This is a genomic window from Microbulbifer sp. SH-1, from assembly GCF_011326135.1.
GTDB lineage: Bacteria > Pseudomonadota > Gammaproteobacteria > Pseudomonadales > Cellvibrionaceae > Microbulbifer > Microbulbifer harenosus.
This window is the reverse complement of record NZ_CP046948.1, coordinates 2,451,772-2,476,807: the sequence shown is the minus strand read 5'-3', so window position 1 is coordinate 2,476,807 and position 25,036 is coordinate 2,451,772. Positions and strand designations below refer to the sequence as shown.

General features: G+C 58.0%; 22 protein-coding genes. 14 read left to right on the top strand and 8 right to left on the bottom strand.

Going from position 1 to position 25,036, the window contains the following annotated elements:
* The first annotated feature begins 138 nt into the window (after window positions 1-138).
* The 6 genes from ectA to GNX18_RS10395 all read left to right on the top strand — a co-directional run bounded on the left by ectA (window position 139) and on the right by GNX18_RS10395 (window position 6,750).
* Window positions 139-738, top strand: coding sequence for a diaminobutyrate acetyltransferase (ectA, locus tag GNX18_RS10420; RefSeq protein ID WP_166217765.1), 600 nt, complete (start codon window positions 139-141; stop codon window positions 736-738).
* A gap of 80 nt (window positions 739-818) precedes the next feature.
* Window positions 819-2,150, top strand: coding sequence for a diaminobutyrate--2-oxoglutarate transaminase (gene ectB / locus GNX18_RS10415; protein WP_166217762.1), 1,332 nt, complete (start codon window positions 819-821; stop codon window positions 2,148-2,150).
* Window positions 2,151-2,203: 53 nt separating this feature from the next.
* On the top strand, window positions 2,204-2,608 hold the full coding sequence (locus tag GNX18_RS10410) for an ectoine synthase (RefSeq protein WP_166217759.1): 405 nt from the start codon (window positions 2,204-2,206) through the stop codon (window positions 2,606-2,608).
* A 103-nt stretch (window positions 2,609-2,711) separates the two neighbouring features.
* Window positions 2,712-4,157 carry an aspartate kinase gene (locus tag GNX18_RS10405; protein WP_138237015.1) on the top strand — a complete coding sequence of 482 codons (1,446 nt, stop codon included), beginning with the start codon at window positions 2,712-2,714 and terminating at the stop codon, window positions 4,155-4,157.
* 53 nt (window positions 4,158-4,210) lie between these two features.
* Window positions 4,211-5,167, top strand: coding sequence for a tetratricopeptide repeat protein (locus GNX18_RS10400; protein WP_240913963.1), 957 nt, complete (start codon window positions 4,211-4,213; stop codon window positions 5,165-5,167).
* A gap of 164 nt (window positions 5,168-5,331) precedes the next feature.
* Window positions 5,332-6,750, top strand: coding sequence for a sodium/proline symporter (locus GNX18_RS10395; protein WP_166217756.1), 1,419 nt, complete (start codon window positions 5,332-5,334; stop codon window positions 6,748-6,750).
* Window positions 6,751-7,281: 531 nt separating this feature from the next.
* Here the strand turns inward: GNX18_RS10395 and GNX18_RS10390 are convergent.
* The 5 genes from GNX18_RS10390 to GNX18_RS10370 form a co-directional block, all read right to left on the bottom strand.
* On the bottom strand, window positions 7,282-7,848 hold the full coding sequence (locus tag GNX18_RS10390) for a YceI family protein (protein ID WP_138237018.1): 567 nt from the start codon (window positions 7,846-7,848) through the stop codon (window positions 7,282-7,284).
* Between the two features lie 85 nt (window positions 7,849-7,933).
* Complete coding sequence (locus GNX18_RS10385) at window positions 7,934-8,497, bottom strand: cytochrome b (RefSeq protein ID WP_166217753.1); 564 nt, start codon at window positions 8,495-8,497, stop codon at window positions 7,934-7,936.
* A gap of 181 nt (window positions 8,498-8,678) precedes the next feature.
* Complete coding sequence (locus GNX18_RS10380; protein ID WP_240913962.1) at window positions 8,679-9,326, bottom strand: hypothetical protein; 648 nt, start codon at window positions 9,324-9,326, stop codon at window positions 8,679-8,681.
* 133 nt (window positions 9,327-9,459) lie between these two features.
* Window positions 9,460-10,413, bottom strand: a complete 954-nt coding sequence (gene corA / locus GNX18_RS10375) for a magnesium/cobalt transporter CorA (RefSeq protein ID WP_138237021.1) — start codon at window positions 10,411-10,413, stop codon at window positions 9,460-9,462.
* A gap of 141 nt (window positions 10,414-10,554) precedes the next feature.
* Window positions 10,555-10,992: a host attachment protein gene (locus tag GNX18_RS10370; protein ID WP_166217750.1), complete on the bottom strand. Its 438-nt coding sequence runs from the start codon at window positions 10,990-10,992 to the stop codon at window positions 10,555-10,557.
* A 504-nt stretch (window positions 10,993-11,496) separates the two neighbouring features.
* On the opposite strand from GNX18_RS10370, the gene GNX18_RS10365 reads away from it, so the two are divergent.
* The 5 genes from GNX18_RS10365 to GNX18_RS10345 all read left to right on the top strand — a co-directional run bounded on the left by GNX18_RS10365 (window position 11,497) and on the right by GNX18_RS10345 (window position 18,236).
* On the top strand, window positions 11,497-12,519 hold the full coding sequence (locus tag GNX18_RS10365) for an AraC family transcriptional regulator (RefSeq protein WP_166217747.1): 1,023 nt from the start codon (window positions 11,497-11,499) through the stop codon (window positions 12,517-12,519).
* Window positions 12,520-12,602: 83 nt separating this feature from the next.
* Complete coding sequence (locus GNX18_RS10360) at window positions 12,603-13,451, top strand: hypothetical protein (protein WP_166217744.1); 849 nt, start codon at window positions 12,603-12,605, stop codon at window positions 13,449-13,451.
* A 52-nt stretch (window positions 13,452-13,503) separates the two neighbouring features.
* Window positions 13,504-14,517, top strand: coding sequence for a hypothetical protein (locus tag GNX18_RS10355; RefSeq protein WP_205827855.1), 1,014 nt, complete (start codon window positions 13,504-13,506; stop codon window positions 14,515-14,517).
* 240 nt (window positions 14,518-14,757) lie between these two features.
* Window positions 14,758-17,274: a TonB-dependent receptor gene (locus GNX18_RS10350; protein WP_166217738.1), complete on the top strand. Its 2,517-nt coding sequence runs from the start codon at window positions 14,758-14,760 to the stop codon at window positions 17,272-17,274.
* Window positions 17,275-17,300: 26 nt separating this feature from the next.
* Window positions 17,301-18,236 carry a tyrosine-protein phosphatase gene (locus GNX18_RS10345; RefSeq protein WP_166217735.1) on the top strand — a complete coding sequence of 312 codons (936 nt, stop codon included), beginning with the start codon at window positions 17,301-17,303 and terminating at the stop codon, window positions 18,234-18,236.
* A 328-nt stretch (window positions 18,237-18,564) separates the two neighbouring features.
* Here GNX18_RS10345 and GNX18_RS10340 read toward each other — a convergent pair whose 3' ends face one another.
* On the bottom strand, window positions 18,565-19,116 hold the full coding sequence (locus GNX18_RS10340; protein WP_166217732.1) for a hypothetical protein: 552 nt from the start codon (window positions 19,114-19,116) through the stop codon (window positions 18,565-18,567).
* Window positions 19,117-21,150, bottom strand: coding sequence for a hypothetical protein (locus GNX18_RS19635; protein ID WP_240913961.1), 2,034 nt, complete (start codon window positions 21,148-21,150; stop codon window positions 19,117-19,119).
* Between the two features lie 334 nt (window positions 21,151-21,484).
* Here GNX18_RS19635 and GNX18_RS10330 point away from each other — a divergent pair, with 334 nt between their 5' ends.
* Window positions 21,485-22,204 carry a hypothetical protein gene (locus GNX18_RS10330; protein WP_166217730.1) on the top strand — a complete coding sequence of 240 codons (720 nt, stop codon included), beginning with the start codon at window positions 21,485-21,487 and terminating at the stop codon, window positions 22,202-22,204.
* Between the two features lie 31 nt (window positions 22,205-22,235).
* Here GNX18_RS10330 and GNX18_RS10325 read toward each other — a convergent pair whose 3' ends face one another.
* Window positions 22,236-22,616, bottom strand: coding sequence for a hypothetical protein (locus tag GNX18_RS10325; protein WP_166217727.1), 381 nt, complete (start codon window positions 22,614-22,616; stop codon window positions 22,236-22,238).
* 237 nt (window positions 22,617-22,853) lie between these two features.
* On the opposite strand from GNX18_RS10325, the gene GNX18_RS10320 reads away from it, so the two are divergent.
* Window positions 22,854-23,981, top strand: coding sequence for an S-(hydroxymethyl)glutathione dehydrogenase/class III alcohol dehydrogenase (locus GNX18_RS10320; RefSeq protein ID WP_166217724.1), 1,128 nt, complete (start codon window positions 22,854-22,856; stop codon window positions 23,979-23,981).
* A gap of 11 nt (window positions 23,982-23,992) precedes the next feature.
* Window positions 23,993-24,838: an S-formylglutathione hydrolase gene (gene fghA, locus GNX18_RS10315; RefSeq protein ID WP_166217721.1), complete on the top strand. Its 846-nt coding sequence runs from the start codon at window positions 23,993-23,995 to the stop codon at window positions 24,836-24,838.
* The last annotated feature ends 198 nt before the right edge of the window (window positions 24,839-25,036 follow it).

Below are 25,036 nucleotides of genomic sequence, written 5' to 3'. Positions count from 1 at the left end.
AAATATTTAGAGCAGTAAATAATTTTTTGCGGGTCAGGTCAAATTTTCAACGCCAACTGAGTGCTAATCGGCGCCTTGATTGGGTTGTCTGGTATCAATCCACTTGTTACTGAAATCTGACACTGATTTAACATTTTGATGACTAAAGGTATTGGTTTGAGTGCCAACAGCGAACTAAAAGAAGATTCTATTGACGACAAGGTAAACGAGGCGCAGCAGGGAAAGATCCGGGTGATCAAGCGCGAAGCTTCCCAGGTTCTGCTGCGCCGCCCGGTCAGTGAAGATGGTGCCGCCGTGCATCGGCTGATCGGCAATTGTCCTCCCCTGGACACCAACTCCCTCTATTGCAACCTGCTGCAGGCCAGCCACTTCTCCGCGACCAGCGTGGCGGCGGAACTGGATGGCAGACTGGTGGGTTTTATCTCCGGCTACCTGATCCCTGAACGCCCCGACACCCTGTTCATCTGGCAGGTTGCCGTGGCGGAGCAGGGCCGCGGCATGGGGCTTGCCGGCCGCATGCTGCGCGAGATTCTCGACCGCCCCGCGTGCACGCAGGTGCGTCACCTGGAAACCACCATCACCCCGGACAACGACGCCTCCTGGGCGCTGTTTCGCAGCCTCGCGCGCAAACTCGACGCGAACTGTTGCGACTCGGTGCTGTTCGACCGCGAGCGCCACTTCAACGGCCAGCACGATAGCGAAATGCTGCTGCGCATCGGGCCGTTTGCCGCCAGCTGATACGCATTCCGTTGTCCTGAGTTTCACCGCTTTACCTGAACACCAGGCACTCAATCAATCACCACATAGGGATTGTCGACATGAAAGTATTTGACGAGATTGAATCAGAAGTAATGAGCTACGCCCGCGCTTTTCCGCGGGTGTTCAACAAGGCGCAGGGCGAGTACCTGTACGACGAGGAAGGCAACCAGTACCTGGATTTCCTCGCCGGTGCCGGCACCCTGAATTACGGCCACAACAATCCGCTATTTAAAGAGGCGCTGCTGGAATACATCCAGCAGGATGGCATTACCCACGGCCTCGATCTGCACACCAAGGCCAAGCGGGAATTCCTGGAGACCTTTTACGAGAAAATTCTCAAGCCGCGCGACATGAGCTATGTCATGCAGTTTACCGGCCCCACCGGTACCAACGCGGTGGAAGCGGCGCTGAAAATCGCGCGCAAGTACAAGGGCCGCGAAAACATCATCTCCTTCACCAACGGCTTCCACGGCTGCAGCCTGGGTGCGCTCGCCGCCACCGGTAACTCTCACCACCGCGGCGCATCCGGTGTGAGCATGAGCGGTGTTACCCGCATGCCCTACGAAAACTATCTCGGTGATGACATCGACACCACTGCTTACCTCGACAAAGTATTGAGCGATTCATCCAGTGGTGTCGATCACCCCGCCGCGGTACTGGTGGAAACCGTACAAGGCGAGGGCGGTATCAACGCTGCTAGCGTGGAATGGTTGCGTAACCTGCAGGACGTATGCCGCAAGCACGATGTGCTGTTGATCGTCGACGATATTCAGGCGGGCTGTGGCCGTACCGGCAGCTACTTCAGTTTTGAGGAAGCTGGCATTGAGCCGGACATCGTCACCCTGTCCAAATCCCTGAGCGGTTACGGCCTGCCGTTCGCGGTGGTGCTGATGAAACCGGAGCTGGACCAGTGGAAGCCCGGCGAGCACAACGGCACCTTCCGCGGCAACAACCTGGCCTTCGTCACCGCTACTGCGGCGATCAATCACTACTGGAGCGACGACACCTTCGCCAAGGAAGTACTGCGCAAGGGCGAATACATCGGCCAGCGCCTGGATCGCATTGTCGAGAAATACGGCGACGGCAATATGACCACCCGCGGGCGCGGCATGTTCCGCGGCCTCAACTGCGTGAGCGGCGAGCTGGCCGACAAGATCACCAGTGAAGCCTTCCGCAACGGGCTGGTGATTGAAACCAGTGGTGCCGACGACCATGTGGTGAAAACCCTGTGCCCGCTGACCATCAGCGACGACAACCTGAAAAAAGCACTGGACATCGTCGAAGCGGCCGTGGCGAAGGTATTGAAGGGGGAAGATGTACCGGAGGAACACGATTTCTTCGCCAGCAGCGAGGAAGAGCCGGCGGTAAAAAGCCTCGCGGGTGCTGCCTGATTTCTCTGCTGTGTCCCCTGTGAACCCGATGAATTGACGAAAAGAGTGAACCGATGATCGTAAGAAAATTGCAAGACGCCGAAAAAGGCAACCGTCGTATCGTATCCGAGGGCTGGGAGAGCACCCGCCTGGCGCTGAAGAACGACAACATGGGCTTCTCCTTCCATATCACCACTATTTACGAGGGGGCCGAGCTGCATCTGCATTACCAGAACCACCTGGAAGCGGTGTACTGCATTTCCGGTGAGGGTTCGGTGATGGCCGAGGCGGATGGCGTGGTACATGAAATCACACCGGGCACCATCTACCTGCTAGATCAGCATGACAAGCACGTACTCAAAGGCAAAACAGAAATGAAAATGGCCTGTGTATTCAACCCGCCGCTGCACGGCAAGGAAGTGCACAACGCCGAAGGTGCCTACGAGCTGGAAGCCGAAGAGGTGCAGGACGAAAAATAAGGTGGCCATGTTCAACGCAGCGGCGGATTTCTGGGGCACAAGCCGTGCCTATTTCGCCGCAACCGCGCAATCGACATCCGCAGATGGTCAACGCAGGGATTCCATGAAGACACATACGGTAGAAAAAATCGGCGGTACGTCCATGAGCGACTATCGCGCAGTTCGCGACAATATTGTTTTCAAAAATGGCAGGGCGAAAGGTGAGGGGCTGTACCAGCGCGTGTTTGTGGTCTCCGCCTATGGCGGCATGACCGACATGCTGCTGGAGCACAAGAAATCCGGCCGTCCGGGTGTGTTCGCGTTGTTCGCCGGCGCCGATGACGAGCGCGAGTGGTCCGATGCCATGGGCGGCGTGCGCCAGCGCATGCAAGAAATCAATGCATCGCTGTTCCAGGACGACGTGACCCTCGCCAAGGCCAACGCTTTCATCGGCGAACGCCTGGACGATGCCGCACGCTGTCTCGCGGACCTCGAACGGGTATGCCAGCACGGTCACTTCGCGCTGGAAGGACACCTTGACGTGGTGAGTGAAATGCTCGCCAGTCTCGGCGAGGCGCACAGCGCGTGGAATACCGTGCAGCTGTTGAAGCAGGAGGGCGTGAATGCCCGCTTTGTGGATCTTACCGGCTGGCGCGATGGCGAACACAAGTCGCTGGACGAACGCATTGAACAGGCGTTTGCGGACGTGGATTTCGCCCGCGAGCTGCCCATCGCCACCGGCTACGCCCACACCGCCGATGGTCTGATGAAAACCTTCGCGCGCGGTTACAGTGAAATGACGTTCAGCCGCATTGCGGTGATGACCGGCGCCAGCGAGGCAATCATCCACAAGGAATATCACTTGAGCAGTGCCGATCCGCGTCTCGTTGGCGAGGAGCAGGCGGTGCCCATTGGCCGCACCAATTACGATGTGGCGGACCAACTCGCCAATCTCGGCATGGAAGCCATTCACCCACGCGCGGCAAAAGGCCTGCGCCAGAATGCCATTCCGCTGCGGGTGATGAACACCTTCGAGCCCGAGCATCGCGGCACGCTGGTTACAGGCGACTATGTAAGCGACACACCGCGGGTGGAGATCATTGCGGGGCGTAAAAACATCTATGCTGTTGAATGTTTCGATCAGGACATGATGGGCAGCATGACCAGTTACGACCGGGCGATCAACGAAATCATCGCGCGCTTCAAGGGCGCCGTGGTGACGAAGGACATCAACGCCAATACGATCACGCACTACCTCGCGATCACCCTGAAAACCGTCAAACGGATAAAGAGCGCGATCAACGAGCGCTTTCCCGATTGCGATATTCAGGTACGCAAGGTGGCGGTGGTTTCCGCCATCGGCAGTGACATGAAAGTATCCGGTATGCTGTCGCGTGCGGTCAGCGCTCTGGCCAGCTCCGGCATCAGCATTCTTGCGGTGCACCAGTCCATGCGGCAGGTGGACATGCAGTTCATCATCGACGAGAGCGACTACGAGAGCGCCGTCAAAAGTCTGCACGCGGCGCTGGTGGAAGTGCACGAGCACGGCGACGCCATATGCGCCGCCTGATTCCGTTTAGGCGCTCCCTGCTGCCGCCGGCTTTGCTGGCGGCAGTTTGCGTTGTGGCCTGGGTACTGCTTTTTTTCACTCGCCCCACTGCCGCTCAATCCCAGGTTCAGGATCAAACCGAAGTGCCATCTCCGCCGGAAGTCACCAGTGAAGAGAAGGCGCAAAACCAGCAAAAACAGCAGGAGCTGGAGAAGGTTGCCGAAGCGGTGGAAAACCTCGACAAACCGCTCTACTCGGCGTTTATCGAGCGCTATGTGCTCGACGAGCTGAAGCAGCTGCGCATCGATATGGCCGCGCAGAAAGTCTCGCTGACGGAGAACATCGTCGACCGCCAGCTGAGCGCCGCCGACAAGGCCATCACCTACGCCACCGATACCATTACTTATTTCTTTTATCTGATTGCCGGCTTCAGTTCCCTGTTGGTGATTATGGGCTGGACTTCCATTCGCGATGTGAAAGAAAAAGTGCACACCCTTGCCAATCAGGAAATTTCCAAACTGGTGGAGCAGTACGAGGCGCGCCTGCGCAGTATCGAGGAGCAGTTGTCGGAAAAGACCCAGCATATCGAGAGCAACCGGGATGAAATTGAACTCACCCGTGAGATTCACTCCCTGTGGCTGCGCGCCGGCCGCGAACAGACACCAACAGGGAAAATAGCGGTTTACGACCAGATCCTGAATTTGCGCCAGGACGACGGCGAAGCGCTTACCTACAAGGCCGATGCGGTACTGGAACTGGACGAGCCCCAATGGGCCATCAACCTGTGTTTGCAGGCGTTGCAGATCGACGGCGAAAACGGCAACGCCTACTACCAGCTCGCCTGTGCTTATGCCTACCTTGAGCAGTGGGAAGAGGCCATCAATTATCTGAAAAAAGCGCTGGCCATTTCTCCCACCTATCGCGACGAGGCGTTGGAAGATCCCGCGTTCAATGCGCTGTACGAGCGCAAGGAGTTCGCCCAGTTGATGGGCATCCAGTCGGATAAGCCAAAGCCGAAAGATAACGAATAACAGGTTGGCGGATAGCGGCTCATTGAGTCCTTTTCGTTACCGTACCTCTAAAAAATCCGTTCTCGTCACCCCCGCGAAGGCGGGGGTCCAGTTGCAGGAGAACTGGATTCCCGCATTCGCGGGAATGACGACCGTAAAAATCTATAAAAATACGGGGGCCAGCCATGCTGCTCAGTTTTCTTTTTTTCCTCAGCTTATTTGCCGCCGTCGGCATCAGCTCCTATCGCAAGAGCCGCGGCACCAAAAAAGACTACTACCTCGCCAGCCAGGATGTTTCCCCCATGCTGGTGGGCCTGTCGGCGGTGGCCACGAATAACAGCGGCTACATGTTCATCGGTGTCATTGGTTACACCTACGCCACCGGCCTCGCATCCATCTGGCTGATGTTGGGCTGGATTCTGGGGGATTTCCTTGGCTCTCTGTGGATACACAAAAACCTGCGGGAGGCGGCCAAACGCAGCGGTGAATCCAGCTACGCCGGCGTACTCGCCTGCTGGCAGGGAACCCGTTTCGGCGCCTGGCAGAAACTCGCAGGCGTGCTTTCACTGTTGTTCCTGCTGGCTTACGCCAGCGCGCAGTTGGTGGCGGGCAGTAAGGCGTTGCATGTGGTGCTGGATCTTCCTTTGTGGAGCGGTGCGGTGATTGGCGGTGTGATTGTTGCGGCCTACTGCCTTGCCGGCGGCATCCGCGCGTCCATCTGGACCGATGCGGCGCAGTCGCTGGTGATGGTGGTGGCGATGGGCTCGCTGCTGTTTGTGGCCACACAATCCGTTGGTGGGCTGGCAGCGGCGTGGCAGGCGATGGAGCAGGTGGAAGGCTTCCTGAACTGGTATCCGCAGGATCTGTTACTGCCGGGCGTGGCCGGTGGCATTCTGTTTGCACTGAGCTGGCTGTTTGCCGGTATTTCTGTGGTGGGTCAGCCCCATGTGATGGTGCGCTTTATGGCGTTGAACGATTCGAAGCGCATGGTGCAGGCGCGCTGCTGGTATTACCTGTGGTTTACGATTTTCTATTTTATGGCGACGGCGGTGGGTATGTTGTCGCGCATCCTGTTGAATGATCCCGGCTCGTTTGATGCGGAGCTGGCGCTGCCGATGATGGCGATGGAGCTGCTGTCGCCGATAATGGTGGGCTTGGTCCTCGCCGGTATTTTTGCCGCAACCATGTCCACGGCGGATTCTCTGGTCCTCAGCTGTTCCGCCGCACTCACTCACGATCTGTTGCCACAGCGCACGGAGAATACCCGCCTATTGAAACTGGCCACCTTGGGAATTGCCACCGCGGCGGTGGCTTGGGCGCTATTGAACAAGCAGAGTGTGTTCAGTCTGGTAGTAATGAGCTGGTCGGCGCTGGCTTCGGCCTTTGCGCCATTGTTGATGGTGTTGGCTGCGGGTGGGAAGCCTTCGCAGAAACTGGCTATTGCAATGAGTCTTTTGGGCCTTTCGACCGCGCTGGTATGGCGTTGGGCTGGGTGGCACGCACATGTGTACGAGGGCATGCCCGGAATTTTGGTTGGGCTGCTCGTGTTTGTCATTGGGCGATTGGTGGTTCGGGACTCTGTAGGCCGCGCTGTAAATGCGTGATGGTGTAGTGGTCCGCTTTGTTTAGGTTTAGTGGCGGCAGATCGGTGGGTATTCGTTTTTGAAACCGCCATGAATACGTCCCTGTAGGCTGCGTCGGAAACATCCCTGTTTCCGACGCTTTCAAAAACGAATCCCCACCGCTCTGCCTTCGCATCGGTTCCTGTACTTCGTTAGTAAAAAAGAAAAACTCCTTAGCGTGAATAATTACGAAGTGACAACTTTCCAGTTATCCACTGTTCGAAAAAGCTGACGAAGTGCAGTACCCGAATTGAAGGTAAAGCACCGGGTAGCCCCTTTCGGAAGCGTCGGCGACAGGGACGTCGCCGACGCAGCGTACATGGATGTATTCACAGCGGTTCCGAAAGGGGCTACCCGGTGATTTTCCGCCACAGGAGCGAGAACAGGGCTCGAACCACCAGCACCGTACCCCAAACCCCAAACCCCAAACCCCAAACCCCAAAAACAAGAAACCCGGCACTGAGGCCGGGTTTCCTGTCCATCCTGTGAGACGGAAGTCGTTTCAACGAAGGCTTACTGGCGGACACCTTCCACATCCAGAATCAGCTCAACGGTCTGGGACGCCGGGCCCAGGTCGTAGTCAATGCCGAAGTCTTTCAGTTTGAACTCAGTCTTGCCGGTGAAGCCCTGACGGTAGCCACCCCAGGGGTCCTTGCCGCCACCGATCTCGGTCACATCAATCGCGATCGGCTTGGTCACACCGTGCAGGGTCAGGTCGCCCTTCAGGACCGCCTTGCCATCGCCCTTCGGCTCAAAACTGGTGCTCTTGAAGGTGGCAGAGGGGAACTTGTCTACGTTCAGGAAATCCTTGCCGCGCAGGTGCTTATCGCGCTCCGCATGGTTGCTGTTCAGGCTGGTGGTGTCCACCGTCATCTCAATGGAAGACGCTTCCGGCTTGGCTTCGTCATAGGAAAAGCTGCCGTCAAACTTGTCAAAGCGGCCGTACAGCCAGCTGTAACCGAGATGCTTGATGCGGAACTGCACAAATGCATGCGCACCCTGGGTGTCGACTTTGTAAATGGCCGCCTGGGCAGAAGTGCCGACCAGCGCAGCGAACAACAGAACAGCAAGTTTCTTCATGGTTCAGTTTCCTGTGGTTGGGTTCAAATCATTGGATTCGAGAAAAATCGAAAGTGAGTGATCACTCTCAAGGTCAAAACTTATCTCAGGCGGCATTATTGCGCGGCGCCAGCCCGAACATCTTTCTGAGTGTGCCATCTTTATTGACGAAATGATGCTTGAAGGCCGCAAGTCCGTGCAGCAGTACCAGCCCCATCAGCGTCCACGCCAGATACTTGTGGATCGCCCCCGCGATATCCTCCTGATTCTCCAGCCCCTGCAGAGTGGCCGGTACCTGAAACCAGCCGAAAACCTCAATCGCGCGGCCATCCGCCGTACTAATCAGATAGCCGGAGACAAAAATCGCCAGCAACAGGCCATAAATTACCCAATGCGCGAAACCCGCCGCACGCTGCTGCCAGCGCGGCGCGGGCTCCGGTGCAGGGCTCACATTGGCCCAGCGCCACAGCAGGCGCGCCGTCAGCAGAATCAGCAGCAGAATACCGACGGACTTGTGGATATCCGGGCCCTGGCGATACCAGGGGTCGTAGTAAGACAATCCGCGCATCCACCAGCCCAGTGCAAACATACCGATGATCGCCGGCGCCATCAGCCAGTGGAAGGCGACGGCCACCCAGCCATAATGCGTCGGACTGTTGCGGGTCTGCATTGGTAATTCCACCCCTTTTCTGAGAAGGCTCGCATTATAAAAATTCTCGAGCGCTGGAATAGCGCAAAAAGCCGGAACTATTTTTCGAAAAATTCGCACGTGTGCCAATTGCGGTTGGCTATGGCCTGCCATTGGCTCAGCCTATGGCAGATCAGGACGGGTAGCGGAGCGGGAGATTGGGTCAGTGGTGAGCGCTGTGCTGGCGTTCTGCGGCGTTCAGTACTCTGCCCAACAGAACCGGATCCAAATGGGAGCGGTCGCAGAGTTCATGGGTGAGCCAGTCGAGGTCATGCGCGGGTGCGCCTCCTTCCTGGCCATTTTGCATCGCCATCTGTTCCAGCTGCCAGATCACGTCGAGCAGCAGGTCGGGTGCTAATGGTTGCTCATCGTCGCTGGAGAACAGTTCGCGCTCCAGCCGATCCAGATCCCGGCGCTTTACCACCAGCTCACTGTAGTTGGGATACCAGTGGCTACTAAAGGGCTCGGGGCGGTTGCTGAAATCGAAGGCGATCCGCAGGCGGTTGCCGTCGGTATCCTGAAGCGTCGGGGTGTCGTTTTCTTCCGCGGGCAGTGCGGGGCGCTGGCGCAGGACACCGACGATGGCACGCCAATCGCTGCTGTGCTCGGGGCTGAGGCGCAGGGGGTGTTTGAGGGTGGTGCGGGGCTTTTCCGGCAGGTCGATATAGCTGAGCATCTGTCCGGGGCGGTACCAGTAAAGATCCAGCAGGTGGTCTTCAGCGAGACGGGCGAGGTCGTCGCTGGTCAACGGTTCTTCCGACAGGGCGCTCAGATGATCGACGGCCTGCTGGATACTGAGCCAGCGCCGCATGTGGAATGGCCTGTCGTTTGAATTTCCCGCCGCCATGCTCGCCCCGTTTCCCTGCGATTTTTTACCCATTTAAGGTTAGCAGTTGGCGGTGGATTTGGTGGGGCATCGCTATCTTCGCATCGGAGTTTTGATGCTACAACCACCCCTTCTTCTTGAAGTAGAGATACGGCGCCATGCCCGCCATCAACATCAACAACAGCGCCCAGGGGTAGCCCAGCAGCCACTGTAGCTCCGGCATGTGCTCGAAGTTCATGCCGTAGATGCTCGCCACCATGGTGGGCGGCAGGAAGACCACCGCGGCGATGGAGAAGATCTTGATGATCTTGTTCTGTTCGATATTGATGAAACCCTGGGTGGAGTCCATCAGGAAGTTGATCTTCTCGAACAGGAAGGTGGTGTGTGACATCAGGGTGTCGATATCGCGCAGGATGCCCCAGCAGTCTTCGCGCAGTTCCGGGTCGTCTTTCAGGTGGCGCTGCAGGAAAGCGATGGAGCGCTGGGTGTCCATCAGGCACAGGCGGATTTTTCCGTTGGAGTCCTCAAGCTTGGCGAGGTGGTCGATGGCGTCTTCCAGGTCCGCCTCCTCCTCTTCGAGCACCAGGTGGCTGACTTCACCGAGTTTCAGGTAGTTGTCTTCCAGCGCGTCGGCGAGGTTTTCCACCTTCTGTTCAAATAGCAGGATTAACAGCTCCTGCGCATTGTGCGCCTCCACCTGGTTGCGGCGGGCGCGCATGCGCAGCAGGCGGAAGTCCGCGAGTTCGCTCTCGCGCACGGTGATCAGACGCTGCGGCTGCAGGATGAAGGCGACGGTGGCGGTATCGTGGCGGCCTTCGCTCTGGGTCAGGTACAGGGAGTGTACGTGAATGCCAGCGGTATCCACGAAGTAGCGCGCGGACGATTCGATCTCGTCCACGTCCTCAGACTCCGGCAGTTCAGTGCGCAGCAACTGCTCCAGCAGGTCGCGCTCGTCGTCCTCCGGATCTTGTAAGTCGATCCAGGCGGCGTCGGACAACGGCTGGGTGTGGTAGTCGCTGCCGGCGTAGGTTTCTTTGATCTTGCCGCGGAGGATTTGAAACAGTCTCAGCATTACCGCTTCCTTGGTGGTCAGGGTTGTGCCGCGGCACGGGGCCCCGGGTAGTGTGGGGCATGGTGTCAGCCTGTCGACCACAAATCAATTGCCGCCACCCGCGGCGGTGTGCGGGTGGCGTGCGGTAGAGCCTTACGGCTGTTAGAGCCACATGGGCAGTTGCGCGCGGATTTCGTCGCTGTCGCAGGTGGTGAGATTCTTGCGTGATTCGCCGGCGATGGTGGCCAGGCAGGGCGTGCTCATGGACATACGCAGGCTGCCGGCCATGGCGGGGTCGGCAACGATGTAGAGACGGTCAAAGCGCCCCTGCTGGCGGCCGCGCTCCAGGGCATGGGCGATATCGCGGGCGAACTTGCGCGCGCCCTGTTTACGGAGGCTGGTGGGTTCCTCCATGGCGTGGCGGCCCTGGCCTTTGCTGTCGAAGGCGCGCCCCGGGGCGTCGCTGAGCAGCTCACGGCCTTTCATGCGTCCTTCCGGATAAACCAGAGATTCTATTTCTGTGAGGGAACCCGCACGTTTTTCCGCTTCAAATACGCGGGCATGAGTATGGTTGGCTACCAGAACCCAGGCTTTTGACATGGCCGTATACCTCTGTTTATTGCTGAGTCTTACTGCCCAATGGTAGGCCGGTGGGGGTGGGCTTCCTAATGGAGATACGGCCGGGACACGCTGGTGCCGGGGAGGAGGTGGGAGGATTCCGGTCAAAAAAAGTGCGTCCCTGCACTCATAACGCCAGCCGGCGGGCGTATAACGCCGGCTCGCCCCGAAATTGCAAGATGCGGAGAAATCCCGGGACAGTGCATCCGTGCACTGCGTGCTTGAAGCGCGCCTTGGGTCCCGCCTGTGAACAGGCCCCTGCGCATCAGAACTCCTTGGTATTCGCCGCGAGCACCGTGATGTGCAAAAAATAAATGCGAATACTTATCATTTATAGTAAAATTTTTTCGCTCCGCTTTCCTGGTTTTCCGGTGTGCGCAATCGGCAAATTGCTATGCGGAATCGCCAGGCTGGTCAGTTATCGGAGATGGAACGGATTGGGATATGGAAAACGCGAAAAAATCGGCGCTGAAGGAGCGGCCAATAATGAACAAAGATGGGGCCGCTGAACGGTCGCCGCTTCGGCAGCAGACACTGGAAGACATGCTGGAAGTCACGGGTGTGCGCCACCGTATTTTTCCCTCGGGAAGTGTGGAGAACTCCCGCAATGTGGTGATGCGCGGGCGCTTCTCATTTCACAACCACGGCGGGCTCAGTGTGCACTGCGGTCACGGTGTCGAAACCCGCAGCCTCAGTAGCGTGGCGGAGCTGCCTCCCGGTCTGAGTTTCAATCTGCTGTTTCGTGGCAGTGTGGATTTTTCGCTTGGTGGCCGCAGGCATCGCCTCGGTGCTCGCGATCTGTCGCCCATAGAGTGTTCCGGTTTCGCGCTCTCACGCCCGGAAATGATGACCCGATTTACCCGCAGCGGTGCCTATGTCGACAAGCTGAATATTTTTGTACAGCAGAGCTGGTTGCAGCAGCGCTGCCAGTCGGAAGCGGGTAGGGTGCAGGTGCAACGCCTGTTTGCCCGCCACGCCATTCCCCACTTCTGGGCTGCCGACGCCGAAACCGAGTCTCTCGCCCGGCGACTGATGGCGCTTGACGCCGCGCAGAGTTTCAGTGAACAACTGCAGCAGGAACAGCTCGCGATTGAACTTCTGTCCCGCTGTGTTGATGCGTTTGACGAGCAGCTGCTCGCCGGCGATGCCCGCCCGGCGGCGCTGCCGGGAGCCAGTGATTTTTTGCTGAAACAATGGGTGGATGAAAAACTGCGCGATTGCCGTGGTCTGGATGAGATTGCGAGCGCACTCGGGGTCAGCGTCAGTACGCTGCAGCGCAAGTTCAAAGTGCTTTACGGCACCACGGTGATCGATTATGTGCGCCGTCGCCGTCTGGAAATCGCCCGCGCCGCACTCATTATGGAGGGGCTGAGCATCGGCGAGGCCGCCTATCTGGCCGGTTACAATCACGCGTCCAATTTTGTTGCGGCGTTTAAAAAAGCCTTTCAGGTGACGCCGGCGCAACTGGTGCGCAGTCACCGGCGGTCGAGGAAATTCGAACCGGGCTGAGGCCGTACCGGCGCCGCGGGGTCATCGGTTTGTCATGAAACGGACATAGACTGGCCAGTAAGACCGACAGACCATCACGGCCCATGACCCCGCTATTTCTCGCCAGCCGCAAGATATATTTCACCGCGCTCGGACTGCTACTGGCCGCGGGCGTGGCGCTGTGTATATGGAGTGCCGGGCAGCGGGTAACGCCACCGGTACTCGGCGACTACCACCTCTATCAGTGCGATACCGGCGGAGCGGCGGGCTCCCCGGTATTCAAGCTTCAACTGGTAACTTCTGTGCGCGCACGTGAAATCGCCGAGCGCCTGTGCGCGGCGCCCTCGGTGCAGCGGACCTATCGCGGGGTACAGGTGTCGTGGAAGCCTCGCGCGCTCCTCACCGCGGAGGAGATCCTCAGCGAGGAGTACGACGTGATCTGGAGCCGCTCTCACAGCATGGCGGGATTGGTTCCGGAATACGGCGACCACTACGAGCCACTGTTGCACTACGACCACTACCGGGTCTACTGGTACAGCCGTGGCGGTGCGCCGCAGCTCACGGCAGATTACTTTCACGGCAAGCGCGTCGGCCTGCTGAATGACAAACTCAGCCACACGCTTTACCTGCTGCCACTCGCCTCATTGAAAGAGGCCGGAGTCAATTTCAGCGAGGAGAACCTGCGCTACTTTGACGATGCCGTGAGCCTGTACCAGGCCTTTGCCCGCGACGAACTGGATCTGGTCAGTGGGGGGGATTATGTGCGCACCGATCTGGATATTCCCCTCAGCCGCACGTTGATTTCCGGCGACGCCAATGCGGCGACCCTGTTTGTGCGCAAAACGCGCGCGGGTGCAACCGATTGCGCAGTGGCGGAGGCCTTTGACGGGCTGGCCGATGCCTACCTGCGGGGGCGGCGTGTTTTTGCCGGGGCTGAACACTGTGTTCCCTGATGGTATGCGGAGCGCGCCGAATCCGCGTGTTCTGCTGCTGGCCTGGGGGACGTTGAGCCTGTTGCTCTGTTCCCTCGCCGGTTGGCAGGTGCAGCGCAGTCTGTCGCTCGATCTGACACGGCAACTGAACCAGCAATTGCCGGACAAACTCGCGCTGGCCCTGCAGACACGTCTCAGTGACGAGCCGCTGCGGCAGTGGCTGGTGAACCGGCTGGAGCAGGATCTCCAAACATTAAATGCCGAGGGTGGCCTGCCGCTGGTGCACAGCTGTTCGGCCCGGGTAACGCAGCTGATGGAAGATGGTCACGCGCCGATGGCCGGGGCCGCTGCCCGAAGCATCAATATCGCCTGGAACATTGGCAGTGAACCGCGCGCGACGTCGCTGATGCTTGAATGTCACTACAACTGGCCGGTGCTCCTGTTGAGTCAATCGCTGCTGGCGCTACTGCTGGTCATCATCGCGTCGCGCTTGCCATATCCCCTGTCAAAACCGCAGCGGGCGCGCATTGCCAGGCTGATTGCCATGGGGCTGCCCGCATCCCGGGCACGTCGCCTCGCCTCGCAGTTGTGTGACGCGCAGATCGCGTGGTTCGTTCGCGCACTGAGTCTCAACGGCGGGGATTGCGACGCGGCTCTGGTTGCCGCGAGTGCGCAGCAGCAGCTGGTGTTGGATACCGCTTCACAGCAGGTACAGATTCACGGTGTGGCAATCAAGCTGGCGAAGACCCCGTTCTTTTACTACCTCTGGTACGCGCGGTTGCGGCAGCAGGGCGAGGGCTGGCTGCTGAATCCGCCGGTTAACCGCCCGGACCGCGCCGGCGCGGAATCACTGATTGCGCTGATGGAAACTCACGGAGGTCACGCCAAGTCGATCAATGACCTGCGGGAGCACGGTCTGCGGGCAAAAAACCTGGACCAGAACCGCAACAAGATCCGCGATGAACTGGTTTCCGCCCTCGGTGAAGAGCTTGCCAGCGCCTATCTGTTTGAGTCTGAAAGAGATCTCAAAAGCGGCCGCTATCGCTATAGGTTGTCATTGTCCGCCGGGCAGATAAACGTCCTCTGATGTCAGCCACCCGCTGCGAGGGGGCCCGTTAGCGGCACTGCCTCCAAATCTGCAAGTCCGCAACCCTTTGATTTACGGATATTTTCTTTTTGGAGATATCTCCTTTCCGCACACAAGTCTCTTTTTAACCCCGTTGTCACACGCAATTTTGATCATCTGCGCCAAGCGGTCAGGACACAGGCCTGGCCATCTCTAACAAACCTAACCCCGTTAAAAAACGGCGTTAATTGGAGCAGAACTATGATCGCAATCCCCCGCAACCGACTGTCGCTGCTGGTGGCACTCAGTGTGACCGGTGGTGCCGGCCCGGCGGTGGCGCAGCAGGCCGTCGACGCCCGTGCCCTGGAAGAGGTCACGGTAATGGCATCGCCAATCCGCGACAGCCAAAAGGCCGCCATCGACGCCAAGCGCGATGCCGACAACAACGTAGACATCATCTCCGCTGACACCATTGGCCGCTTCCCCGACCAGAACCTGGCCGACTCCCTGGGCCGGGTACCGGGGCTGGCCATCGAACGCGACCAGGGCCAGGCGCGCTACATCAACTTCCGCGGTGCCCCCTTCCGCTATACCTCCCTTGCCATCGACGGTCTCAGTATTCCCGGTGCCGAGAACGGTCGCGTGCCGCGCTTCGACAGCTTCCCGTCCGTGATCACCAGCCGCATCGATGCCAACAAGGCGATCATGCCGAACATGCCTGGCGATGCTGTTTCCGGTTACATCAATATCTCCACCTTCGATCCTTTTGCGAAAGAAGGCTGGGCTTTCTCCAGCGATCTGGGCATGGGGAACCAGCAACTGGGCGATGGCGATATCGAAAAGCTTGCCCTGCGTACCTCCTGGTCCAACGAGACCGTCGGCTTCACCCTTTTTGCCTCTGAAAACAGCCGCGAACAGATCACCGACAACCGCGAGTACGACCTGGAACTGGTGGATGGCGAAGTGCTGGTGAACGAACTGGATTTCCGCAGCTACAAGGTGACTCGCGAAGATCGCGCCTACGGTGGCCGTTTCGAACTGCGGCCGCAAAACAGCGCCATCGAGCGTCTGTTCGTCAGCAGCCTATACAACGAATTCCAGGATTTCGAAGAGCGCAACCAGTACATTCTTGACTTCGCCGGCGGTGCGGCAGCAAGCGGCGCGCCTCACGAGGCCGGGGTTCACGGGACGCAACCCCTGATAATGGCCAACCGCATGCTGCAAGACGGCGTGTATGAAAACTCCACCTTCACCAATACCCTGGGCGGCGATTTCGCATTGGATGAGTGGTTTGTGGAGGCGCGCCTGAACCTGACGGAAACCGAAAACAGCATGTTCCTGCCGATAGCCATGAGCCGCGCGGGTGTGGTGTCTGGCAGCTACGATCTCAGCGATCTGGAAAATCCGCTGGTGGAAGTTACCCGGTTGGGAACAGAAGAAACCGCTGACCTCAGCCAGGTCGATTACTACACGACTCTCGGCTACCTGATCGGCTCGGAGCTTGCCATCGACGCGACCAAATTCAAGCTCGACGGTGAGCGTGACCTTACTCTGGCTGGCAAACCGGCCACCCTGAAACTCGGTGTGGAACTGGATGATCGCGAAGCCGACGGCTTTGGCGTCGCCCAGGGCTACGGTGCCTTTCCCGGCAGCATTGACATCGGTAGCTTCGCCACCGACAAGGTCTGGGATACCGACTTCACCAACAGTATCAACGGTACCTACTACGATAACCAGGGCCTGCGCGCGGCCTGGGAGCGGGCCGCGGGCGGACTCAGCGTGGAGCCGACATCGGACCAGCTGATCAAGCTGGAAGAGCAGGTAATGGCGGGTTACGCCATGGTCACCACCGAATTCAGCTGGGGCAACCTGGTACTGGGCTCCCGCTTTGAAAATACCGACTACAGCAGCGCCGGTCCGGAAGGTGATTATTCCGATTCCTTCACCAATGTACTGCCCAGCGCGCACCTGAACGTCGATCTTACCGACGACGTGAAACTGCGAGTGTCCACTTCTACAGGCGTTAGCCGCCCGACCTACAACGAGTGGCGCGCGTCCGCCGCTGTCAACATAACCGACAAGATCGTAGTGGGTGGCAACCCGACCCTGGAAGCGGAAGAAGCCTGGGGTGGCGATGTGGCGCTGGAGTGGTACCTGGGAGAGGCGAGCCTGATGTCTGTCGGTGCCTTTGCCCGCAACATCGACAACGTGATCTATGCGGACAGCGCTACCATTGACGGCGGCGTCTATCTGCCTTCCGCCGACGGCGAAGAGTGGACCTACACCGGTTACGTCAACGGCGATAACGGCAAGTTGAGCGGTGTGGAGCTGAACGTGATTGCCCAGGCCGATGACCTGCTGCCGACGCTTTCCGGCTTCGGTGTCAGCGCCAACCTGACGGCACTGGACAGCGAATTTGAAACCCGCAACGGTACTAGGTTCGGCCTGCCAGGTACGTCTGATCTGATTTTCAACACCTCCGTCTTCTATGAAATGGACAGCTTCTCCATCCGTCTGAACCATCAGTACCGTGACGACTGGCTCTCCACGACCGAGAACGACAGCATGGCGGAATACTGGGCTGCACAGAAACGCATGGATCTGCAGGTGAGCTACACCCTGCCCACACCGGTCTTCGGTGCCGACGTATCCGTTTATGCCAATGCCAACAACCTGACCGATGAACGCGACGTGCGCTATGTGGGGGACGAGCGCACACCGAACCAGGTAGAAGGCTACGGTCGTCGCTACCTGGCGGGCTTCCGGGTGAACTTCTGATATCCAGTTAAATAACGAGGTGAATTATGTATAAATTTGTATCCAACACATTGATGGCTGCGATCGCGGTCCTCGCTCTGGGCGGCTGTACTTCTTCCCACTCCACGGGTGGCAATGCACTCAGTGCGAATATGGCACCGGTACCGGCGAAGGTGGCCGCCGAAACTGAAGTTTCCCACACCCGTTTGTTGCCACTGCAAGGCGGCCGCAATTTTCGCGATCTGGGTGGCTATAAAACCACTGATGGCAGGGAAGTGAAGTGGGGCAAGTTGTACCGTTCCGGTGTTCTGACCAATCTGACCAGCGGCGACTACGATTACCTGCGCGAGCGCGAAATTGCCACCATCGTGGATTTCCGCTCGTCAAATGAGCGTGAAACCGAACCGACCCGCTGGGCTGCAGGTAATGTCATCGCGATGAACTGGGATTACGAGATGGGCAACTGGGAGCAGGAATTTGCCAAAGTGTTGTCCAAGCCCGGTTTTGGCAAGGAAGACCTGGTGAAACTAATGGACCAGGGTTATGTGGGGCTGGTTCAGCAGCAGACGCCCCACTACCGGGCCATGTTCCAGCAGATGATCAATCAAGATGAGCCTCTCTTGTTCCACTGCACCGCGGGCAAGGACCGCACCGGCATCGGCGCAGCACTGATTCTGACGGCGCTGGGAGTGGATCGCGAGACGGTGAAAAAGGATTATCTGCTGTCCAATGACTATCTGAAGAATTCCGACATGTTCAAATTGCCGGTGGATGCGAGTGAGAAAGAAAAACGCATGTTCGCGTTCTTTTTCCAGCTGCCGGAAGATGTGCGCGGTGTGCTGGCCGGAGTCGAAGCATCCTGGCTGGACTCCGCCTTCGCCGAAATGGAGCGCGAGCACGGCTCCGTTGACGGGTATATCCAGCATGCGCTGGATGTGGATGCCCGGGAGCTGGCGCTGTTGAGAAGCCGCTACCTGCAGTAGCGCCGTCCGCGGTAACCCGGCCATGTTGACGGCCGGGTTGTCCATGTGCGGAATTCGCGATACCGGTTATCACCGTTAGGAATATGGAGAGCAGGACTTTCAACGCCGCAGCGCCGGAAAATTCGGTCATTTCTATCGCGTGTTGCGCGTGCACATAGGCTCTGACGAAGCGCCGAAAGTCGGCCTGCAAGACTGGATCTTCCCAGATCAGATCGGCGAGTTTCGTGGCGCGCTGGAACCGCTCCCGGGTAATGTCCGGTTGGGTTGAAGCGGAACACTGCACGATTTCTCGTTTTCGTTTCGCTACTGGAGCTTCGTTTGACTGACTTTACAATTCACCACGGCGATACTTTTCTCCCAGGTCTTTGATCAGATCCAGCAGGCCGGCGTCGTAGAGGAAGTTGTCGGCGAAGGTGATTTCCTGCGGGTGATAATCGTTCTTCCACAATTTGCCATGGTCGCTTCTCGAGCGATTGACGATTGCGTAGCCGCCCACACCGCGACCAGCATTCATAGAACGTTGAATGCAGAGCATCTCGCCCTCCACATCCTCGTCCGCGCTGGTCATAGCACCGGCATGCAGGCCGCCCTGTGCCGGTGGCTTGCGAAACTCGGTAAGTGCATCGGCGAACCAGGGCAATACGCCGAGGGGGAAATCCGCTTGTGAACACCGGTAATAGGGGATCTTTCCCATCCTTAGCCTGCTAACAGCCCGCAACAGACTCAGGTGCCCGCCCTGTCGCACAAATAAAACCGTATCTCCCTCATTCGGATCTGTTGTCCTCGCCAACTCCACGGCGCCCTCCGGCAGTTTTTCATGGTGCTCGATTCTCGGTAGTTGTTCTTTTATCGGGTATTCCGGTTTTTGAAACCATTCCATTTAAAACCCCTTGGAGACATAGGCAATTGCGCCGGCCTCCTCCAGTTGTTGCAGGTTGACCGGTTGCCGCTCAAAGTTCAGCGTTTCCACCGCGCCGTAGTGGTTGCCGGACCCAGCGATCTTGTCTCGGGTCAGACCATTGCCTTCGTAGTACTGGTTGTTGCCCACCTTGTCCTGCATTTGCATGCGTTGTTTCAGTAACTTTTTCTCAGTTTCAGAAAGATCGGTGGTGTCCAGATAGTCCTCAAAGTTGTCTATGTTTGTAGACCACTTGTTCGCCAGGAATTCTTTATCCACCGCCTCCTGGTAGTGCCAGCCATACTGATCCTGAAACTCGGGTATCATGACCGTGTCGGTAAATTCCTTAGGGAATTCCTTCGGCAACTCCCGGTTGGCAAACTCACTGACCTTGTCGAAGGTGGCCGGCACGCTTTTCACACCGGTGAGAGGCGCGGCCTTTTCGGTGTCGATGACGATCAGTGTGTACTCGGCGTCGGGGTCGTAGTCGAGGCCAAGCTTTTCCGAAATCAGGCGCGCATTGGTATCCGCGTCTTCCAACTGATCGAAGCTGGTGGACCAGTACTTGGCGCCGTTGCCGCTGACGCCTCGCATGGGCGCCCCAAGCATGCCCGGTGCGCCGTTGTTTGTCAGATATCGGCTTTCCATAAAGCGGACCTGATAACGTTCCTTCGAGATATCGCCGGTTTCGGCCAGGGCTTTCAGCTCGGCGTCTGTGTATTTGGGGTGGTAGCCGTTGCGGGCAATTTCGTCCGCCATAGAGTTCAGGCGGCTAACGGCATCCTCGAGAGACGTGGGCGGGATGCCTTTGCGTTGGCTGAAATCGGTTTTCTCACGGGGTTTCGGCTTCTTCTTCCGGGTATCGGGGGCGATGTCGGCTGGCCTGGCAACCTCCACCTCGCCGAGACTTTCAAAGTCCTCGAAGCTGGGTGTTTGTTTGGCCGGAGCATGGCGATCCCTGAGCATTCTGGCTTTTTTGATCTGTTCTCCAAACGCCAACAGCAACTGCCCGACCTTGCGGAACTTGGCAAAGTGCTGGGCCAGGTTTGCGGCGCTGGCGGCTAGGCCGGCGCCGCCGGTTACTGCCGCGAGGAGTATGGTGAACAGGACTTCAAACGCCGCGGCACCGGAGAATTCTGTGATTTCAATGGCGTGCTGGGCTTTGACATAGTCTTTGACAAAGCGCCGGAGGTCAGCCTGCAGGGCTGGGTCTTCCCAGATCAGATCGGCGAGTTCCGTGGCGTGTTGGAACTGTTCGCGGGTAATGGCGGTGGGATCGAAGCCGAGTACCTGTACGATCTCACGCTTTTCCGCGGTTAGAATTTCATCCCGATAGGCAGCCATCAGGTTTTCGCCGTTGTCGCTGCGCTGCGTTGCCCGGTAGGCGGCTTGTACGCCCCGCAGGCTGCGTTGCAGTGGGCTCACTACATCGTTGACGTCTTTCAGCCACTGCGCAAGGCCCGAACCCGCCTGCCATAGGCCGGTGAGGAAGGCGCCGGTATAAATCAGCCCGCGATTTACCGACGTTTCCTGCCGCAGTTGTCTGGTGTGTTGCGCGGCTTCGGCTTTTTCGGCCGCAACAATCGCAAGCAGCGCCTGGCGAATCTTCACTCGCAGCAGATTGCGGGTATCGTGCGGCTGTTCTTCCTTGGTTTTTTTCGCGCTGCCGGTATGGATAAACCGGAGGCTTCCCTGATGTATGGCATCGAGAATCCTCGGCCAGCGGCCGGGTAAAAACCCGATGCCGATATGGGGATGGTGCGCTTGGGTACTGAAAATGCTGACGGAGTTCATGTCCTGCCAGCCTGATCCCGGTTGGCTGAAGAGAACTCGCTCGAGGTCTCCACCATAGAGGCTGAACAGTTCATCTTCCGCCGCCGCCAACTGAAGAAAATCAATGCGCCCGAGCGCCTCCAGTGCCGTGAAATAATCAGCAGTGGCCAGGGATGCTATTTGGTTACCAGAGGTGAGTTGGTACGTATTTCCCAAATTATCCGTAAGGGTGCAGAACGACATATCCGTGTCATATTCCGTGAAACGATAAATTTTGAGCGCGGAAAATTAACACATTTGAAATTAGAGAAAAAGATACGTAAAGATCCATCACATTCTGAACTTTTGTAACAGCTGCGCAATAGACATGCTAAACCGGATTTACTACTACTTGAGTCGACCCGATAAGAAGTTCCGTTAGTTCATGACGAAATATCTGATTGTCGGGTTAATAGCTGCCGGGTTGACTCCTGTGCGGAATTCGCGATCTGTCGAGATGTGGCCCGTTGGTTGCAAGGGTGAGGGTTCCGGCTTAACTGGCCAGTTCATCTTATCTGAAGCGCTCGGGAGCGAAGCCATGCCACTGAAACGACGTTTTTCCTCCAATTTCCCCGCGGTAACACCGCTTCTGATTCTCGCGGCGTCCGTGTGCCTGTTTTCTGTGACAGGCGCCAGCGCCTCATCCGGCTGGTCCGGATATACCGGCAGTGATCCGGTGCTCTCTCTGGCGGCTACGCCGGTGGAAATTCGTATAGACGCGCCAACTCCGCTGACAGGTAACAATCTGCAGTTGCTGCTCGCGCTCTCAGGCGGCGATGGCGGCCTGGGGGACATGCGAAAAAAGGCCAGCCAGGAATTCAGTGACTACCTGAATCAACAGGTGCAGCAGCGCTTTGGTGAATTTTTTGACGATGAACGGGTGCGCCTAGTCGATGCAGGTGCGGCGCTCACGTTGCACACCAACTTCAGCGTGACCATTCGCCAGAAAATTATCGACATTGTCAGTGGCAAAGACTACGACCTCGAAAAAGGCATCATGACGGCCTACGGCGAGTTTCGCTACCGCGTACAGGGTACTGCGCTGGGGGCCCATGCGCTGCGCGAGGGCTCGGTGGATATTGCGCGGCTGAATCTGGAGGCTCGCTACCTCACGCGGGCGCCGACGGATGGCGGTGTGGTTGAAGATACCACCCGGCAGGCCACCGAGCGGTTGCTGGAGGACATTGCCGAGGAAGTTCTCGATCAGATCGAGGATGTGCTGGAGGCCGATGCCCTGCTGGAGCTGACCCGGCGGTGACGGTTTCCTACCGGGCGCACTGGCGGTGCCGCTAATTCAGCACCGGCAAACCGCGGTACATTTTGTGCGGAAGCGCAGGCCGACCTCTACCATCGTGTAATGCCAGCTCCTCGCCGTAAATCATTTCGTAGATATCTTTCCGCCTGGTTTCTTCGAGAACCTTATGTCCGCGATATAAGCGCTCGGGCGCTTCTTCACCGGTCAGGAAGGGACTGCCGCGCAGTACTTCCAGGTTGGCGATGAGCGTGCGGGTGTCGCTGTCCTTGGTGCGATGTTTGAGCTCGGCGAGCTGGGATTCAAAGTCGAAGTCGGAAAAACGCAGATTGATGCCGAATTCGGCCTGGATACGTTTGCGGAGTTTGCGCAGGGTGTTGAGCGCCTGGGAGGTCATCAGCCATTGGTGGTCGGTCATCGTCGTTGAACCCGCTGTTGTCTTTTACGTTTTAGTGGAGCAAAGAACGGGCCAAGTTATGTAGAGCACCTGGGGTTGGCTCGTGGGCACTGTCGCACCAAGTGGGGGCGCACCGGGTGTATAAGGGGGCGACAGTTGCCCAGCGAAGGTGCAATTGAGACAGGCAGTGGTAGTCTGATCTGTTAAGCTTTGTGCCATCTGTGGCATTTGCCAAGCGAGACCAGACAGGAGATTTTTATGGCAGCGGAACCCATCAAGTGTAAAGCGGCGGTGGCCTGGAAGGCGGGTGCACCGTTAACGATTGAGGAAGTGGAAGTTGCACCGCCGAAGGCGGGTGAAGTCCGGATAAAGCTGATGGCGACCGGCGTCTGCCACACGGACGCATTCACCCTGTCTGGTGACGACCCGGAGGGCGTGTTCCCGGCGATTCTCGGTCACGAGGGGGGCGGTATTGTGGAATCGGTAGGGGAGGGCGTCACCAGCGTGGCGGTGGGGGACCATGTGATTCCGCTGTATACACCCGAGTGCGGCGAGTGCAAATTCTGCACTTCCGGCAAGACCAATTTGTGCCAGAAGATCCGTGCCACCCAGGGCAAGGGCCTGATGCCCGATGGCACCACGCGGTTTTCCATCAATGGTGAGCCCATCTATCACTATATGGGTACTTCCACCTTCTCCGAATACACCGTGCTTCCGGAAATTTCTGTGGCCAAGGTGAATAAAGACGCACCGCTGGAAGAAATCTGTCTGCTTGGCTGCGGAGTAACCACCGGCCTGGGCGCGGTGGCGAATACGGCAAAGGTGGAAGAGGGCGCGACCGTCGCCGTGTTCGGCCTCGGCGGTATCGGCCTTGCCACCATTATCGGTGCGCGTCTGGCGAAGGCCGGGCGCATCATTGGCATCGACATCAATGAAGGCAAATTTGCGCTGGCGAAGAAGCTAGGCGCGACCGATTGCATCAACCCGAAGGATTACGACAAGCCAATCCAGGAAGTCATCGTCGAACTGACCGATGGCGGTGTGGATTATTCCTTCGAGTGTATCGGCAATGTGAATGTGATGCGCTCGGCGCTGGAGTGCTGCCACAAGGGGTGGGGTGAATCCGTTATCATCGGCGTGGCCGGCGCCGCCCAGGAAATATCCACCCGCCCCTTCCAGCTGGTGACCGGTCGCGTGTGGCGGGGTTCCGCGTTTGGCGGTGTGAAAGGCCGCTCGCAGCTCCCGGGTTATGTGGACCGTTACATGGCGGGGGAATTCCAACTGGACGATTTTATTACCCATACCATGCCGCTGGAGAAAATCAACGAAGCCTTTGATCTGATGCACGAAGGCAAGAGTATCCGCAGCGTAATTCACTACCAGTAAGAGGGGCGGGAATGACTTTACAACTTGTCAGCAGAACCCAGTGTTTTGACGGTGCTCAGTGCCAGTACAGCCACCGCTCCAGCGCGCTCGACTGCGAGATGCGATTTTCCATTTACCTGCCCTCCCAGGCGGAGAAAGACCAGCGTTTTCCCGTACTCTACTGGCTCTCCGGGCTGACTTGCACGGATGAAAATTTCTCGCAGAAAGCCGGCGCACAACGCATGGCGGCGGAGCTTGGGATTGTACTGGTGATTCCGGATACCAGCCCGCGCGGTGAGGCGGTGGCGGACGCGGACGGTTACGACCTGGGCAAGGGGGCGGGATTCTATGTCAATGCGACGCAATTGCCATGGAAGCCGCACTACCGCATGTACGATTACATCGTGGAGGAATTGCCTGCACTGATTGAGGCGAACTTTCCGGTGAGCGAGCGCCGTGCCATCTCCGGTCACTCTATGGGGGGGCACGGTGCACTGACCATTGCGCTCAAGAATCCCGCGCGTTACCTGTCGGTGTCTGCGTTCAGCCCTATCTGCAATCCCATTGCTTGTCCCTGGGGGGAGAAAGCGTTTGCCGCCTATCTCGGTGAAAACCGCGCGGCCTGGGAGGAGCACGACGCGACCGTACTGTTGAGCCGAGCGACCGAACAATTACCGATGCTGATTTCCCAGGGCGAGGAAGACCAGTTCCTGGAGCAGCAGCTGAAACCAAATGCGCTGGAGGCCGCAGCCAAGGCGGCGCGTTATCCGGTAAAGATCGAGTACCACGCGGGCTACGATCACAGTTACTTTTTCATTGCCACATTTATCGAACAACACCTGCGCTTCCATGCGGATTATTTACTGCATGCGGGATAAAGGTTAGTGGTGTAGCCGAACCTTACGCGAAGCCGCTACCGGGAACTGTATTGTGACGGTCCCGGTAGCGACGTCACATCGGGATTTACACGTCGGGCGATTCGCGATTTGGAGCTCAACTGAATCATTTTCAGGTGTGTTATTCATTTTCTACGCCTTGTACTTTGGTTTCCGTTATTCGATGGTTTCCGTTATTCC